This is a genomic window from Telluria beijingensis, assembly GCF_030770395.1.
GTDB lineage: Bacteria > Pseudomonadota > Gammaproteobacteria > Burkholderiales > Burkholderiaceae_D > Telluria > Telluria beijingensis.
In genome coordinates this window covers 2,047,198-2,061,847 of the sequence record NZ_CP132480.1, presented here as the reverse complement: position 1 = coordinate 2,061,847, position 14,650 = coordinate 2,047,198, and the positions used below count along the sequence as shown (strand labels likewise).

13 protein-coding genes are annotated in these 14,650 nt (G+C 67.1%); 9 read left to right on the top strand and 4 right to left on the bottom strand.

Annotated elements, in window-relative coordinates; all coding sequences use genetic code 11:
• Positions 1-62: 62 nt before the first annotated feature.
• The gene (locus tag Q9246_RS09115) at positions 63-1,208 is read right to left on the bottom strand and encodes an aminotransferase class III-fold pyridoxal phosphate-dependent enzyme (RefSeq protein WP_306397150.1); all 1,146 of its coding nucleotides are present in this window, start codon (positions 1,206-1,208) and stop codon (positions 63-65) included.
• A 46-nt stretch (positions 1,209-1,254) separates the two neighbouring features.
• On the opposite strand from Q9246_RS09115, the gene Q9246_RS09110 reads away from it, so the two are divergent.
• A complete protein-coding gene (locus Q9246_RS09110) occupies positions 1,255-1,851 on the top strand; it encodes a GNAT family N-acetyltransferase (protein ID WP_306397148.1) in 597 nt (198 codons plus the stop codon).
• Between the two features lie 152 nt (positions 1,852-2,003).
• On the opposite strand, the gene Q9246_RS09105 is transcribed toward Q9246_RS09110, so the two are convergent.
• Both Q9246_RS09105 and Q9246_RS09100 read right to left on the bottom strand, forming a co-directional pair.
• Positions 2,004-3,365, bottom strand: coding sequence for an ATP-binding protein (locus Q9246_RS09105; RefSeq protein ID WP_306397146.1), 1,362 nt, complete (start codon positions 3,363-3,365; stop codon positions 2,004-2,006).
• Position 3,366: 1 nt separating this feature from the next.
• Positions 3,367-4,089, bottom strand: a complete 723-nt coding sequence (locus Q9246_RS09100) for a response regulator (protein WP_306397145.1) — start codon at positions 4,087-4,089, stop codon at positions 3,367-3,369.
• 229 nt (positions 4,090-4,318) lie between these two features.
• Between Q9246_RS09100 and Q9246_RS09095 the strand changes: the two genes are divergently transcribed.
• From Q9246_RS09095 to Q9246_RS09070, 6 genes are all read left to right on the top strand, one after another.
• Positions 4,319-5,269, top strand: coding sequence for a siderophore ABC transporter substrate-binding protein (locus Q9246_RS09095; RefSeq protein ID WP_306397142.1), 951 nt, complete (start codon positions 4,319-4,321; stop codon positions 5,267-5,269).
• A 5-nt stretch (positions 5,270-5,274) separates the two neighbouring features.
• On the top strand, positions 5,275-6,270 hold the full coding sequence (locus Q9246_RS09090) for an ABC transporter permease (protein ID WP_306397140.1): 996 nt from the start codon (positions 5,275-5,277) through the stop codon (positions 6,268-6,270).
• Positions 6,260-7,219: an iron chelate uptake ABC transporter family permease subunit gene (locus Q9246_RS09085; RefSeq protein WP_306397138.1), complete on the top strand. Its 960-nt coding sequence runs from the start codon at positions 6,260-6,262 to the stop codon at positions 7,217-7,219. Before Q9246_RS09090 ends, Q9246_RS09085 begins: the two co-directional genes overlap by 11 nt.
• 3 nt (positions 7,220-7,222) lie before the next feature.
• A complete protein-coding gene (locus tag Q9246_RS09080; RefSeq protein WP_306397137.1) occupies positions 7,223-7,978 on the top strand; it encodes an iron ABC transporter ATP-binding protein in 756 nt (251 codons plus the stop codon).
• Between the two features lie 8 nt (positions 7,979-7,986).
• Positions 7,987-8,409, top strand: a complete 423-nt coding sequence (locus Q9246_RS09075) for an EamA family transporter (RefSeq protein ID WP_306397136.1) — start codon at positions 7,987-7,989, stop codon at positions 8,407-8,409.
• Positions 8,410-8,499: 90 nt separating this feature from the next.
• A complete protein-coding gene (locus Q9246_RS09070) occupies positions 8,500-10,431 on the top strand; it encodes a metallophosphoesterase family protein (protein ID WP_306398127.1) in 1,932 nt (643 codons plus the stop codon).
• Positions 10,432-10,434: 3 nt separating this feature from the next.
• Here the strand turns inward: Q9246_RS09070 and Q9246_RS09065 are convergent, their stop codons facing one another.
• Positions 10,435-11,322 (bottom strand): cupin-like domain-containing protein, encoded by an 888-nt coding sequence (locus Q9246_RS09065; protein ID WP_306397134.1) that lies wholly within the window; start codon positions 11,320-11,322, stop codon positions 10,435-10,437.
• 337 nt (positions 11,323-11,659) lie between these two features.
• Between Q9246_RS09065 and Q9246_RS09060 the strand changes: the two genes are divergently transcribed.
• Positions 11,660-12,433 carry an ElaB/YgaM/YqjD family protein gene (locus Q9246_RS09060; protein WP_306397133.1) on the top strand — a complete coding sequence of 258 codons (774 nt, stop codon included), beginning with the start codon at positions 11,660-11,662 and terminating at the stop codon, positions 12,431-12,433.
• A 292-nt stretch (positions 12,434-12,725) separates the two neighbouring features.
• Complete coding sequence (locus tag Q9246_RS09055) at positions 12,726-14,615, top strand: LTA synthase family protein (protein ID WP_306397132.1); 1,890 nt, start codon at positions 12,726-12,728, stop codon at positions 14,613-14,615.
• The last annotated feature ends 35 nt before the right edge of the window (positions 14,616-14,650 follow it).

The window sequence follows — 14,650 nt, the reverse complement described above, 5'->3', positions numbered from 1 at the left end:
AGGCCGGCGCCGGGAACTGCCGTCGCGAGCAGACCGGATTCACGAGCACTACAAACGACCGCTCACCCGCCCAGGTTCGCGCGCACGCTGAGCGCAACCTGGGCGCATGCCTGTTCGAGCCGATGCGGCGCGATCGTGAGCGCGGGCAGCAGGCGCATCTGGCGGCCATGCAGGCCGACGCAGACACCGGCCGCCAACAAGCTGGTGGCACAGGCCAGGGCCTGCTCCGGCGTATCGAAGCGCACCACCCACATCGCGCCGCAACCGCGCAGGCGCGGCCGGTCGCCCGAGGCCGCCCAGCCCAGGTGGCGCAACACCGCAGCCTCGATCGCCGCCACCAACGCCGCCGCATCGAGCCCTTCGATACACTCCAAGGTCGCGTCCACCGCGCTTGCGGCCAGCGCATTGTTTGAATAGGTACTGCCCAGCAACATGTGCGGCACCAGCGGCAGGCTGGCGCGCACGGCAGTGGCCGCCACCGGGAAGCCGTTGCCGAGCGCCTTGCCGAACACCAGGATGTCCGGCTCGACCCCGTGTGCCTGGCAGCGGAAGGCGGTTCCGGTGCGGTGGCAGCCGGTCAGGATCTCGTCGTAGACCAGCAGCACCCCGTGGAGGGTCGCGAGTTCGCGCACCGCGTGATAGAACGCCGGCGACGCTTCCCAGCCAAACGAGGTGCCATGTACCGGCTCGATATACAGGGCGGCAACCTGGCCGCCGCGCAGGGCGGCGGAGATCGCCGCCAGCGTCACCGCCTCGTCGACGTCCGGCCCCGCGGCAATCCGCTGGAAACCAGGCAACGCCAGCCCGTCGCCGTTGTCCCAGCCGAGCGTCGCCGTGGCCAGCGACTTGCCGTGCATGGCGCCGGCCAGCCCCAGTGCGCCGTTGCGACCGGTATGCACGCGCGCCACGCGCAGCGCCTGCTCGTTGGCCTCCATACCGGTCGAGGCCAGGCTGGCCAGCGTCAGGCCGGACGGCAGGAAACGCGCCACCCGTTCGCGCATCGCCGGCACCGCCGGCGTCGGCAAGCCGCCGGTGATCCAGACCTGGTCCATCTGGCGCGCCAGCGCATCGTGTACTTCACGGCGCCGGTGGCCGAGCCAGGTGGTGCCGTGGGCATTGAACAAATCGATAAGCTCGCGGCCGTCGCTGGTGTACAGTAGATCGTCTCGCGCAGCGACGATCGACAAGGATCCGAAATTGATAGCCATACCCAGTACCATCCCTCATATTGATGTCACGCACCTGCGGCACGCCTTGCCGACCACCATCGCCGCCTGGCTAGCAGCCGGCCAGCGCATCGCCTTCGAATGCGGCGGGGTCGCCTTCGAACAGTTCAAAGGCGCCGATACCGAGGCGCTGTACGCGATCCGCAATCACTCCACGGTCCTGCCCTTCATGCCTTCACCCGAGCCCATGCCTTATGAGCGGCACCTGGCCTGGGTCGAGTCGCAGCTGCTGGCGCCCTCCCCCGGCTCGCCGCTGGTCGTCATCGGCCGCGCCGACGGCGTGCCGGCCGCGTTCGCGCTGCTGAAACCGACGCCATGGGCTGGCGTGCTCGAGATCGGCGTGATGGTCGCCGGCGTGTGGCAGCGCGGTACCGTGGCGCCGCGCGTGGGTGGGGCCATGTTCGCCATCGCCGCGCGCCTGTTCGGCGCGCACACGATCGTCAGCCACGTCCACCCCGGCAACCGCCAGGCGCTGCTGCTCAACCAGGGCTGCGGCCTGCTGCCCACCGACGAATCGCAAAAACCCGGCGAGATCATGTTCCGCGCGGCGTTGGCCGACCTGCTCGCGCCGCCGGCCTACCGGCGCTGGATCGACCGCTCGCGCCTGCGCGTTCTGCCGGACTGAACTCAGGCAACCGCGCGCGCTTCCCATGCGGCGGCAACGACGTCCGCCAGCGTGCGCTCGCCGGGCGACTGCCGGTTGGCGCCGCGCGCCAGCGCGGCCTGTCCACCATTCCGGTGCATCTCACTCTGACCCTAATTGACCCTAATTGAGGGTCAGGTGGGGAGGGCGATGGTGGCGGTGAGGCCGGGTGGGGTGTTGGTGAGGGTGAGGGTGCCGCCGTGGGCTTCGATGCAGGAGCGGGCGATGGCGAGGCCGAGGCCGACGCCGCTGCCGCCGGCGCTGCCGTGGCCGTTGTCGCCGCCGGTGTCGCGGCAGCGGGCGTTGTCGAGGCGGGCGAAGGGCTCGAAGACGCGCTCGAGTTCGGCCTCGGGGATGCCGGGGCCGTTGTCGCTTACTGCCAGGATGACGTCGTCGCCGTTCGCCGGCGTGGCGGCGCGCAAGGTGATCTCGGTGCCGTGGCGCAGTGCGTTTTCGGCGAGGTTGCCCAAGGCGCGGCGCAGGGCGATGGGGCGGCAGCGGTAGGGCAGGGTGTCGGGGCCGGCGTAGCTCAGGGTCTTTCCGGGGCGTGTCAGTTCCGTCGCCAGCTCGCGCAGCAGCGCGGCCAGGTCGATGTCTTGCGATGGCTCGCCGATGCATTCCTCGGCGGCGAAGCGCAGGGTTTGTTCGACCATCAGGCCCATTGTCTCCAGCGTGCGGATCATCGCGGCGCGCAGGTCGGGGTCGTCGATCAGTTCCACCCGCACCCGCAACGAGGTGATCGGCGTGCGCAGGTCGTGGCTGATCGCGGCCAGCATGCGCGTGCGGTCTTCGTTGAAGCGCTGCTGGCGCTCGGCCATCGTGTTGAAGGCCGTCGTCAGTTCGCGCGCCTCGCGCGGGCCGGTCACCGGCAGCGGGCCGTCATGCTCGCCGCGGCTGAAGCGCTCGGCGGCGCGCTCCAGCGCGCGGATCGGACGCAGGATGCGGCCGATGAAAGGCAGCGCCACCAGCAGCACCGGCAGGGTGCTCACCGGGATCGAGAAGTGCAGCGGACGCCACCAGGGACTGCCGGCGGGGGATTGCTGGTAGCCCACCAGCCAGCGCCCGTCCGGCAGTTCGACCGAGGCCAGCATCCCAGCCTGGCGCGCGCCATCATCGCCGGGCGCATGGTCGGGCAATTGCACCCAGCTGCGTGGCGCCACAGCCCCCGGTGCGCGCGACAGGCGTTCATCCAGGGACCGCGCCTGCTTGCGCTCGGCCTCGTTCATTACCAGGCTGTCGGCGCTGCCGCCGGTGGCCAGCCAGAAACGCGCGGTCGGCGAGCCGATCGCCGCCAATAGCTCCTCTCCTTTTTCCGGCGTCAGGCGCAAGGACTGGTAGATGCCGGCCATGCGGTCGAGCAGGTGGCGCGCCGCCAGCGGATGCATGGCGTCAGGGGTCATCTGGCGCACGATGATGGCGCCAGCGTGGGCCAGCAGCACGGCCAGCAGCATCGTCGCGACCAATTGGCCGCCCATCGTCTTCGGGAGCAGGCGCATGCTAGCCGGCCGCAGGCAGTGGCCTGACGTCGGCCGTGAATACATAGCCGTCGCCCCACGAGGTCTTGAGCAGGCGTGGCCGGCGCGGATCGCTTTCCAGCTTCTTGCGCAGGCGGCTGACCTGGCTGTCGATGCTGCGGTCGAAGTTCTGCACCTCGCCATCGCGCGTCAGGTCGAGCAGCTCGTCGCGGCTGAGCACCTTGCCGGCGCGTTCGACCAGTACGCCGAGCAGGCGGAATTCGGAGCTGCTCAGCGCCACCGGCTCGCCGCCCGCATCGCGCAGCTCGCGCTTGTTCATGTCCAGGGTCCAGTCGCCGAAGGCGTAGCAGCGCTCGGGCCGGCCGGCCGCGGCGCGGCCCAGGCGCCGCAGCATGCCTTTGATGCGCGCCACCAGCTCGCGCGGATCGAAGGGCTTGGTCACGTAGTCGTCGGCGCCGATCTCGAGCCCGGCCACGCGCTCGTCCTGGCCGGCCATCGCGGTCAGGAGGATCACCGGCGTGCTGCTGGTCTCGGCAAGGTGGCGGCACAGCGACAGGCCGTCCTCGCCGGGCAGCATGATGTCGAGCACCACCAGGTCGATCCGGTGCTGGCGCAGCAGGGTGCGCGCGCTGGCCGCATCGGCGGCCGTCAATACCTCGAGATCGTGGCGGCGCAAGAAGGCGGCGAGCGGATCGCGGATGTCGGCGTGGTCGTCGACCACGAGAATGCAGGAAGGCTGGTTCATTGCTTGATTGCAAATGTTTGCCACAACTTGACAAACTTTCTGACGGTTAATTACATATGATAATGATTATCATTCGCGGCGCATCCTCTGGCAATAGGTGATCGCCGCAGAAGTATCGGATTTTGAACGGCAGAGGAAGAACGTGGCCTGTGCGACACGCGTTCCCGGCGCCGTTCAGCGCGTCCACTGCCATCGATTTCGTTGAACCCCGAAAGACAGGAACCCCGACATGACCATCAAGAACTTCTTCCAGACCCGCCGCGCAGCGCTGGCGGTCGGTGCCGCCCTGGCCCTCGGCGCGCTGCCGGCGCAAGCCCAGAACACCGTGCAGATCAAGCATGCCAGCGGCACCACCGCCGTCCCGGCCAGCCCGAAGAAAGTCATCGTGCTCGACGCCACCACCCTCGACAACCTGTCGGCGCTGGATGTGAACGTTGCCGGCGTGCCGACCATGAGCACCACCGCGCGCCCGCTGCCGCGCCACCTGGCGCGCTATAACAGCGCCCCGAAGATGGGTACCCTGTTCGAGCCGGACTACGAAAAAATCCACGGCGCCAAGCCCGACCTGATCATCGTCGGCGGCCGTTCGCAGGCCAAGTACGCGCAACTGGCCAAGATCGCCCCGACCATCGACATGACCGTCGACCGCACCAACCTGGTCGCCAGCGCCAAGGCTAACGTCAATACGCTGGCGGGCCTGTTCGGCAAGCAGGCGCGCGCCAAGGAACTGACCGACAAGCTCGATAGCTCGATCGCCGCCCTGAAAACCCAAGCCGCGAGCGCCGGCACCGGCCTGATCGTCCTGACCACCGGCGGCAAGATGAGCGCCTACGGTCCCGGTTCGCGCTTCGGCGTCCTGCACGATACCTTCGGCATCAAGCCGGCGGTGGCCAAGCTCGACACCTCGAACCACGGCCAGGCGATTTCCTTCGAGTTCATCCAGAAGACCAATCCCGACTGGCTGTTCGTGATCGATCGCGACGCCGCCATCGGCCGCGAAGGCACGGCCGCCGCCAAATTCCTGGACAATGAACTGGTGCGCCAGTCGAACGCCTGGAAGAACAAGCGCGTGGTCTACCTCGATGGCTTCAACTGGTACACCCTGGGCGGCGCCGGCATCACCGCGCTGCAGGAAAACGCCGACCAACTGGCGCGCGCCCTGAACACCGCGGGACGCTGAACCCGATGGCAGCAAGCGGGCGCGCCCCTCGTACCATCTCGCACGCCTGGCTGGCGCTGCCCTTATTGCTGACGGCGGCGCTGGTCGCATTGAGCGTGGCCATCGGCGCCGGCGATTTCAGCTTCGCCGGCCTGCTGGCGGGCGCCGGCTCGACCGACTGGCAGCTGCTGGTCGTCAGCCGCCTGCCGCGCACCCTGGCCCTGCTGCTGGCCGGGATGTCGCTTGCCGTCGCCGGGCTGATCATGCAGATGCTGGTGCGTAACCGCTTCGTCGAACCGTCCACCGCCGGCACCATCGAGGCGGCCACGCTGGGCGTGCTGGCGCTGGCGCTGCTGGCGCCCGACACGCCGGTGTTCGGCAAGATGCTGGTGGCGGCCGCCTTCGCGATGGCCGGCACCTTCCTGTTCCTGGGTCTGCTGCGCCGCATCCCGCTGCGCTCGCCCTACCTGGTGCCGCTGGTCGGCCTGATCCTGGGCGGCGTGATCCAGGCGGTGACGACCTTCTTCGCCTTCCGCTACGACATGCTGCAAACCCTGCATGCCTGGACCGTCGGCGACTTTTCCGGCGTGCTGCGCGGCCGTTACGAGCTGCTGTGGCTCGGCGCGGTGCTGGCCTTCGCGGCCTGGGTCGCGGCAGACCGCTTCACCGTGGCCGGCATGGGCCAGCAATTCACCACCAACCTCGGATTGAACTACAAGAGGCTCACCTTCTACGGCCTGCTGATCGTGTCGGCGATATCGGCGGTGGTGGTGGTCACGGCCGGCAGCATTCCCTTTTTGGGCCTGATCGTGCCGAACGTGGTCAGCATCCTGTTTGGCGACAATATGCGCCGCTCGGTGCCCTGGGTCGCGCTGCTCGGCGGCCTGTTCGTGCTGGCCTGCGACATCATTGGCCGCCTCGTCGTGTACCCGTACGAGATCCCGATCGGCACCGTGGTCGGCATCATCGGCGGCGCGCTGTTCCTGTTCCTGTTGTTGCGAGGTCGTTCACGTGAGGCTTGAAGTATCCCCCAACACCAGGCTCGCCCTGCTCGCGACCCTGGCGCTATGGGTCGTCGCCGCCTTCATGCTGATCGGCGCCGGCGGCAACTGGGACTTCGTGCTGCCGTTCCGCGGCGCCAAGCTGGCGGCGATGCTGCTGGTGGCGTATGCGATCGCGGTGTCGTCGGTGCTGTTCCAGACCATCACCCACAACCGCATCCTGACGCCGTCGATCATGGGCTTCGACGCCCTGTACCTGTTGATCCAGGCGGTGATCATCTTCAGCCTCGGCATCGATCCGCTCACCGAGACGGGAAACCCCAACCTGCGCTTTGCGATCGAGGTTGTGCTGATGACGGGCTTCGCCTGCCTGCTGTTCCGCGCGCTGTTCAATGGCGCGGCGCACAGCCTGCACCTGATGCTGCTGGCCGGGATCGTGTTCGGGCTGCTGTTTCGCAGCCTGTCGAGCTTCGTGATGCGCCTGATCGATCCCAACGAATTCATGGTGCTGCAGGACCGCATGTTCGCGTCTTTCAATGCGATCCAGACCGGCCTGCTGTGGGTGGCGGCGATCGCGATCGGCCTGGCCTCGCTGCTCGCCTGGCGCCTGCGCCGCCAGTACGACGCCCTGACCCTGGGCCGCGAGATCGCGGTCAACCTCGGCATCGACTACCGGCGCACGGTGATGCTCACCCTGGCGCTGATCGCGGTGATGGTGTCGGTGTCGACCGCGCTGGTCGGCCCGGTCACCTTCTTCGGCCTGTTGGTCAGCAACCTGGCCTATGTGACGGCCGGCTCGGGCAAGCACCGATACCTGCTGCCGATGGCCGTGCTGTGGGGCGTGGTGTTCCTGGTCGGCGGCCAGGTGCTGCTCGAGCGCGTGCTTGCACTGAACGCCACCGTCAGCGTCGTCATCGAATTCATTGGCGGCCTGCTGTTCCTGTTCCTGATCACCCGTAAGAAAACCTGAGTCATGATCGAGATCTCCAATATCAGCAAACGGTATGCCGACACGATCGTCGTCGACGACGTGACGCTCACCCTGCCGGCCGGCGGCGTTACCGCCATCATCGGTCCCAACGGCGCCGGCAAGTCGACCGTGCTGTCGATGATCAGCCGCCTGCTGCCGATGAGCTCGGGCCGGGTGCTGGTGGACGGCATCGACGTGGTGAACGGCGACACCAGGGAATTGGCCAAACGCCTGGCCATCCTGCGCCAGGACAACCACCTGCCGATGCGCCTGACGGTGCGCGACCTGGTCGCCTTCGGCCGTTATCCCCACACCCAGGGCCGCACGACGGTCGAGGATGCGGCCCACGTCGAGCGCGCGCTCGGCTACCTCGGCCTGCTGGAGCTGGCCGACCGCTATCTCGACCAGCTCTCTGGCGGCCAGCGCCAGCGCGCTTTTGTGGCCATGGTGCTGTGCCAGGATACGGATTACGTGCTGCTCGACGAACCGCTCAACAACCTCGACATGCGCCATGCGGTCGACATGATGGCGCTGCTGCGCCGTACCTCGCGCGAGCTGGGCAAGACCGTGATCCTGGTCCTGCACGACATCAATTTTGCGTCGTGCTACGCCGACCGCATCGTCGCCATGAAAGGCGGTAAGGTGGCCTATCACGGTACGCCGCTCGAACTGATCCAGCCCGAGGTCTTGCGCGAGCTGTACCAGCTCGACATCCGGGTGCACGAGATCGACGGCCAGCGCATCTGCGTCTATTACTAGGAGCGCGCATGGAACGCTGGGTGGTCTACGCCTTCCTGTCGATGCTGTTCGCGGGCGTGACGGCCGTCATTGCCAAGCCGGGCCTCACCGGTATCTCGGGCGACCTCGGGATGGCGGTGCGCACCTGCTTCGTGTTCGTGTTCGTGCTGCTGTTCGCGGCCGCCGTGGTGCCGGCGCGCGAACTGCAGGCGCTCACCCCGACCAATATCGCCTGGCTGGCAGGATCGGCGGTGGCCACCGCGCTGTCGTGGATCTGCTATTACAAGGCGATCAAGGAAGGGCAGGTATCCACCGTCGCCCTGATCGACAAGGGCAGCGTGGTGATCGCGCTGCTGCTCGGGTGGCTGTTCTTGCAGGAGGCGCTCACGCCAGCCAAGCTGGCCGGCTGCGGCTTCATCGTCGTGGGCCTGCTCGTGATCGCGCGCGGATGAGCGGGCGCCATCTGCTACACTCGGCCGATCTTTCCCTCCCGAGCCCGTGCCGCGTTGATCCAGACTTCCTCTCCCGCTGACCTCCCGCCGGTGCTGGCCGGCCCGATCCTGCGCCGGCTCGAGCCGGGCCGCCTGGTGCTATGGCTGGTCGGCAGCGCGCCGCTCGCGTTGACGCTGCTGCTGGCGCCGCACGGTGGTCCGGTGCGCCGGATTGCGCTCGATGGCGGCAGCTGCCGCAGCGTACGCTTCGGCCGCCATGCATATGTACACCTGATCGACGTCGCGCTGGACACGCCGCTGCCGCAGGAGACGCTGGTCGAGTACGACATAGTGCTGGACGACGGCGCCGGCATCGCCCATTGGGCGCCGCACCTGCTGCATGCGGGACAAACCCGGCCCAGCTTCGTGCTGCGCAGCCGCATGGACAACATCCTCTACGGTTCCTGCCGCAAGCCGCACCACCGCTCGCGCGACGGCCTGGCCTGCGCCGACGCGCTGCTGGCCGGCCAGATCGAGAACATCGAAGCGCGCCCCGCCATGCTCATGCTGTGCGGCGACCAGGTGTATGTGGACGACGTGGCCGGCCCCATGCTGGCGGCGATCCATGCGCTGATCGAGCGCCTGGGCCTGTACGGCGAGTGCCTGGAAGGCGCCGTGGTCGAGGACAGCGAGGCGTTGTACGCCCATCCGGCCGGCTACTACCGGCGCGAAGACCTGCTGCCCGCCTTCAAGTCGAACGACGACTTGCGCGACCGCTTCTTCGGCGGTTCCGAAAAGCCGATCTTCACCACCGCCAACGCCCACAACCACCTGGTGACGCTGGCCGAGGTGATGGCGATGTACCTGCTGGCCTGGTCGCCGGCGCCGTGGCGGATCGTCGGCGAGCCGGCCATGCCGCCATTGAAGCCGAAGCATGTGGAGCGCTGGCAGCGCGAGAATGCGGCGCTGCAGGGCTTCCGCGACGAGTTGCCGCAGGCCGCGCGCCTGCTGGCGCACGTGCAGACCCTGATGATCTTCGACGACCACGACATCACCGATGACTGGAACCTGTCGGCCAAGTGGGAAACCACGGCCTACGAGCACCCGTTCTCGCGCCGCATCATCGGCAATGCGCTGGTGGCCTACCTGCTGTGCCAGGGCTGGGGCAACCGGCCCGACGTGTTCGGCGAAGCGCTCGATGCGGTGGCGCACCTGGGCGCCACGCCGGATGCCAGGCAGCGGCTCGACCCGGCCGCCCAGGACGCGCTGATCCAGCGCCTGCTGGCGTTTCGCCAATGGGACTATGTGCTGCGCACCCAGCCCGCCATCATCGTGCTCGATACCCGCACCCGGCGCTGGCGCAACCGGCGCACGCCGGGTCACCCGTCGGGCCTGATGGACTGGGAATCGCTGACCGAACTGCAGCACGAGCTGCTGGACGAGAAGGCCGCCGTGATCGTCTCGCCGGCGCCCATGTTCGGCGTCAAGCTGATCGAGGTGGTGCAGCGCATCGCCACCTTCGCCGGCCAGGCCCTGACGGTCGACGCCGAGAACTGGATGGCGCACCGCGGCGCGGCCAGCAGCATGCTCAATATCTTCCGCCACTCGCGCACCCCGGGCAACTACGTGGTGCTGTCGGGCGACGTGCATTATTCCTTCGTCTACGACGTCGAAGTGCGCGAGTCGGACCGCCCGCAGCACGTGTGGCAGATCACCAGCAGCGGCATCAAGAACGAGTTCCCGCGCCGCCTGCTGGACTGGCTCGATCGCCTCAATCGCTGGCTGTACTCGCCGCGCTCGCCGCTGAACTGGTTCACCAAGCGGCGTGACCTGGCCCTGAGCCCGCGCCTGCCGGACCAGCGCACCAGCGGCGAGCGCCTGTGGAATGGCGCCGGCATCGGCCAGGTCTGGCTCGACGCCCAGGGCCGCCCGAGCCGCATCGTGCAGCACAATGCCGATGGCCGGCCGAGCACCGCGTTCCTGTTGCCGGACGACGCGGCATCCACCACGACCGCGGTCGAGGAACCGCGGCGCGCAGCCTAGTTCTCAAGCCCCCAGCGCCAGCGGCTGGCCGCGCGCCCAGCGATTCGACGACAGCGAAAAGCTCAGGGCCCGCACCTGGTGGTACCAGCCGGCCGGCACGTACAGCATGTCGCCCGGCTCAACGATGAGTTCGACCAGCGCCGCCTGGCGCACCAGCGGGAAGCGTTCGAAGTCGGGCGCTTCCGGATCGACCGGAGAACCGAACAGCAGCGGATTGGCTTCGCGCGGATACAGGAATTCGTCGTGGTGCGGCGGCGCCAGGAAGATGCGCTTGCGGCCCCACAGCTGGGCGAACAGGTTGTCGTCGTAGTCGCAGTGCAGCGGCGTCACCGTGCGCGCCGGGCCGATCCAGAAGCGGGGCGGGCCCATCTTCTCGAACCAAGTCGGCCAGTGGCACAGCCGGTTCAGTTCGCGCAGGGCGAGGTTGCCGACATAGGGCGGCAAATCGGACGCGGCATCCGGCGGCGCCAGGTCGAGGTAGTCGCGCAGCAGCATGTCCTGCATCGCGCGGTCCGGCGCGAACGCCGTATGCACGTAGTCGCCCACGCGGGCGCGCACCGGCAGGTGGCCGAAGCGCGCGCGCAAGTCGTGCGGCGCCAGGTCGACCAGGGGCCAGCGCCTGGCGATGCCCTCGACCAGGAAGGGCATGCCGGCCGCCGCCCGCGCCCGGAAGCCTGCCGCATCCAGCCGGGCCAGGCGCGGCACGCTGGTGAACGGGGGCAACCGTGCGGAGGCCTGGCGGATGGCGTCGCGCATCGCCGCGATCGAGGCTACGCCGCGTATCCGGGCGGCCTTCTCTGCATCGGCCTGTTTCTTTAGCGCCGCGTCCTGGGCTGCCGGCAGCGCCTGGCGCGGCGGCAGGCGATTGCCTGAAACTTTCTCTACTGCCATGTGATGTTCTGCTGGGCGACCCGGTTCGGCGAAACCCCGTATGGTACTCGCAACGTGCCTTTTCATCCCTGCCAATTGATAAAAAGCAGCTTTTGCAGCGGATGGAACGGCTCTGTTAGTCAGCGCACGGTCTCGTCATGCGGGTCTATTGTATTTTTTGTATCGCGACGCAGTTAGTTCGATACTGCGCTCGTGGGCATGAATCGAAGCTGTCATTGATATACCGCAGGCAGCTTTCGTTCCCGCGTCATGTATCGGACTGATTCAAGGAAGAATGTGGTGATAGTCGAATATCGGTCTACTCCGCGTTGGTCACACATTTTATGAGGGATACATCATGGATAATCAAAAGTCTAACGAAGGTAAAGGCATCGACGCCAACAAGGCCGGTTCGAACATCGGCAAGAGCCAGGATTCCAGCCTGAACAAGGGCACTACCGCATCGTCGGGCAGCCAGCAGAGCGCGTCGTCGAACCTGAGCAGCACCAGCTCGTCGCCGTCGTCGTCGAGCCTGCAAAGCGCTTCGTCGAGCGGCAACCTGGGCAGCACCGGTTCGTCGATCGGTTCGCAGTCGCCATCGTCGCAATCGTCGCAGTCGTCGCCATCGTCGCAGTCGTCGTCCTCGAACATGAGCTCGGCAGCGGGCAGCAGCGGCTCGCTGGGCAATAACGGCCTGGGCGCCTCGTCGTCGAGCCAGTCGGCATCGTCGACCCCATCGTCGTCGTCGTCGGATGCTTCGAACGGCGATCAATCGACGGTCGGCGGCATCAAGGCAGCGATCTCGTCGATCTCGCCAGACAAGGTGCACGCAGGCATCGACAAGGCAGCGCAAGCGGCCCAGCCGATGGTCGACAACCTGGCCTCGCGCGCCCATGCCGGCGTCGACAAGGTCTCCGGCATGCTGAGCTCGGCACAAGAAAAGCTGGGCGGCGGTTCGGCCCAGCTGAGCGAGAAATGCTCCGACCTGTCGGCCCAGGGCAAGGAATACGTCAAGAACAACCCGGGCAGCGCACTGCTGGCCGCGGTGGGCGTCGGCTTCATCCTGGCCAAGCTGCTGGGTGGCTCGAGCGACCGTCACGAGTACCGCAACTATCGCGACTACCGCGACTGATCGTTACACAAGGCTGCGCGCCGCAAGGCGCGTTTCCTGTATTGCCCGGTCGGCATATGCTGGCCGGGCTGTTTTCGTCCCATGATTTAACGCTTTCTTAACGCCTCACTAACATCTCGATGACGGCATGCGACCTAGCATGCTTAGCATGAACATCGAGAAACTTCACCTGCCCAAAAGCATTAGCCGTGCGTCGAACGAGGCCCGGCCCGATGTCCCTTTTCCTGCTTCCGCCTCCCGTCTTGCGCAGCTGACGCGCTGGGCCGGTCCCTACGCACCCCTGGTCCAGCTCTTGTTCATCGGCCTCGTCCTGCTGTCGGCTTTCCGCATCGCCCTCATCGCCTGGCAATGGCCGCGCGTTGCAGCGACCGGCATCGTTCCCGACATCCTGCTGCAGGGCGTGCGCGCCGACCTGATCCTGCTCGGCTACTTCATCGCCATCCCGCTGCTGCTGGCGCCCCTGCTGGCGCATGCCCGCAGCGCCCGCCTGTGGCGCACGGCCAGCACGGCCTGGGTGGGCTTCGCGCTGGTGTTCATCCTGTTCATGGAAGTCGCTTCTCCCCAATTCATCATGCAATACGACGCGCGGCCCAACCGCCTGTTCATCGAATACCTGGGGTATCCGCAAGAAGTGTTCGCGACCTTGTGGAACGGCTTTCGCACCGCGCTGCTGCTGGGCTGCGCGCTGACCGTCCTCCTCGGCGTCGCGCTGGTACGCCTGCTGAAGGCGTCCGCTGCCGGCATGACGATGTGGCCGAGCCGCAAGCTGCTGCTGGCCTGGCCGATCCTGGTGCTGCTGGTGTTCGTGCAGATCCGCTCCACCACCGGCCATCGTCCGGCCAATCCCGCCATGTTCGCCCTGAGCAGCGATGCGATGGTCAATTCCCTCGTCATCAACTCGGCCTGGTCGGTGCTCGATGCGATCCGCGCGATGGGCAATGAGGCGAAGTCGTCCGAGATCTATGGCGATTTCCCGCGCGCACAGGTATTCGCCGAGGTGAAGGCGGCGCCATGGCTGCGCGACTACCGCTTCCCGAATCCGGAACTGCCGACCCTGCACTACCAGCAGGCGGCGATCGCGCGCGGCAAGCCGCTGAACCTGGTCATCGTGCTGCAGGAAAGCCTGGGCGCCACCTTCGTCGAATCGCTGGGCGGCCTGCCGGTGACGCCGGAACTCGAAAAACTCAAGCACGAGGGCTGGTGGTTCGAGCAGCTGTACGCCACCGGCACCCGCTCGGTGCGCGGCATCGAGGCGGTGGTTGCCGGCTATGCGCCGACACCGGCGCGCAGCACCGTCAAACTGTCCCTGTCGCAAAACAATTTCTACACGCTGGCGGACGGCCTGGGCCGCCAGGGCTACCACACCGAATTCGTGTATGGCGGCGAGGCGCACTTCGACAATATGCGCAGCTTCTTCACCGGCAATGGCTTTCAAAATATCGTCGACATCGGCGACATGAAGCCGGCCTTCGTGGGCAGCTGGGGCGCCTCGGACGAAGACCTGTTCGACAAATCGCTCGAACGCCTGAAGACCTTGCATGCACAGGACAAACCTTTCTTCAGCCTGATCTTCACCTCGTCGAACCACGAGCCATTCGAATTCCCGGACGGGAAGATCGATCTCCACGACCCGGACAAGCAGACCGTCAACAATGCGGTCAAGTATGCCGACTACGCACTCGGAAAATTCATCCGCGAAGCGAAGCGCCAGCCCTACTGGAAGGACACCGTGTTCCTGATCGTGGCCGACCACGACAACCGCGTCTACGGCGACAGCCTGGTCCCGATCAAGAAATTCCACATCCCCGGCCTGATCCTGGGCGCCGACATCGCACCGAAGCGCATCGCGACGATTGCCAGCCAGGTCGACCTGGGCCCCACCTTGCTGTCGCTGCTGGGCGTGTCGAGCACGCACCCGATGATCGGGCGCGACTTCGCGAAGGATGCCACCACGCCGGGCCGCGCGCTCATCCAGTTCAACGATTATTTCGCCTACCTGGAAGGCGCGGACGCCACCGTGCTGCGGCCCGGCCAGTCGCCGCTGGCGGCGCGCTACGACGCCGCCAGCGGCGTGTTCGATCCCGGCAGCGGCGCTCCGAGCCGAAGCCATGTCGAGCGGGCGATGGCGCACGTCATGCTGCCGTCGCTGCTCTATCGCGAACAACGCTACCGGCCGCGCTAGACCGCCCGGTCCGGGAACGATCCGCTGCGCCCTGG

What these genes read in the sequence shown, in the direction of transcription:
- Q9246_RS09090 (WP_306397140.1), top strand. Translation starts at nt 5,275, where the DNA reads ATGGCAGCAAGCGGGCGCGCCCCTCGTACCATCTCGCACGCCTGGCTG.
- Q9246_RS09100 (WP_306397145.1), bottom strand. Translation starts at nt 4,089, where the DNA reads ATGAACCAGCCTTCCTGCATTCTCGTGGTCGACGACCACGCCGACATC.
- Q9246_RS09080 (WP_306397137.1), top strand. Translation starts at nt 7,223, where the DNA reads ATGATCGAGATCTCCAATATCAGCAAACGGTATGCCGACACGATCGTC.
- Q9246_RS09095 (WP_306397142.1), top strand. Translation starts at nt 4,319, where the DNA reads ATGACCATCAAGAACTTCTTCCAGACCCGCCGCGCAGCGCTGGCGGTC.
- Q9246_RS09060 (WP_306397133.1), top strand. Translation starts at nt 11,660, where the DNA reads ATGGATAATCAAAAGTCTAACGAAGGTAAAGGCATCGACGCCAACAAG.
- Q9246_RS09115 (WP_306397150.1), bottom strand. Translation starts at nt 1,208, where the DNA reads ATGGCTATCAATTTCGGATCCTTGTCGATCGTCGCTGCGCGAGACGAT.
- Q9246_RS09065 (WP_306397134.1), bottom strand. Translation starts at nt 11,322, where the DNA reads ATGGCAGTAGAGAAAGTTTCAGGCAATCGCCTGCCGCCGCGCCAGGCG.
- Q9246_RS09105 (WP_306397146.1), bottom strand. Translation starts at nt 3,365, where the DNA reads ATGCGCCTGCTCCCGAAGACGATGGGCGGCCAATTGGTCGCGACGATG.
- Q9246_RS09075 (WP_306397136.1), top strand. Translation starts at nt 7,987, where the DNA reads ATGGAACGCTGGGTGGTCTACGCCTTCCTGTCGATGCTGTTCGCGGGC.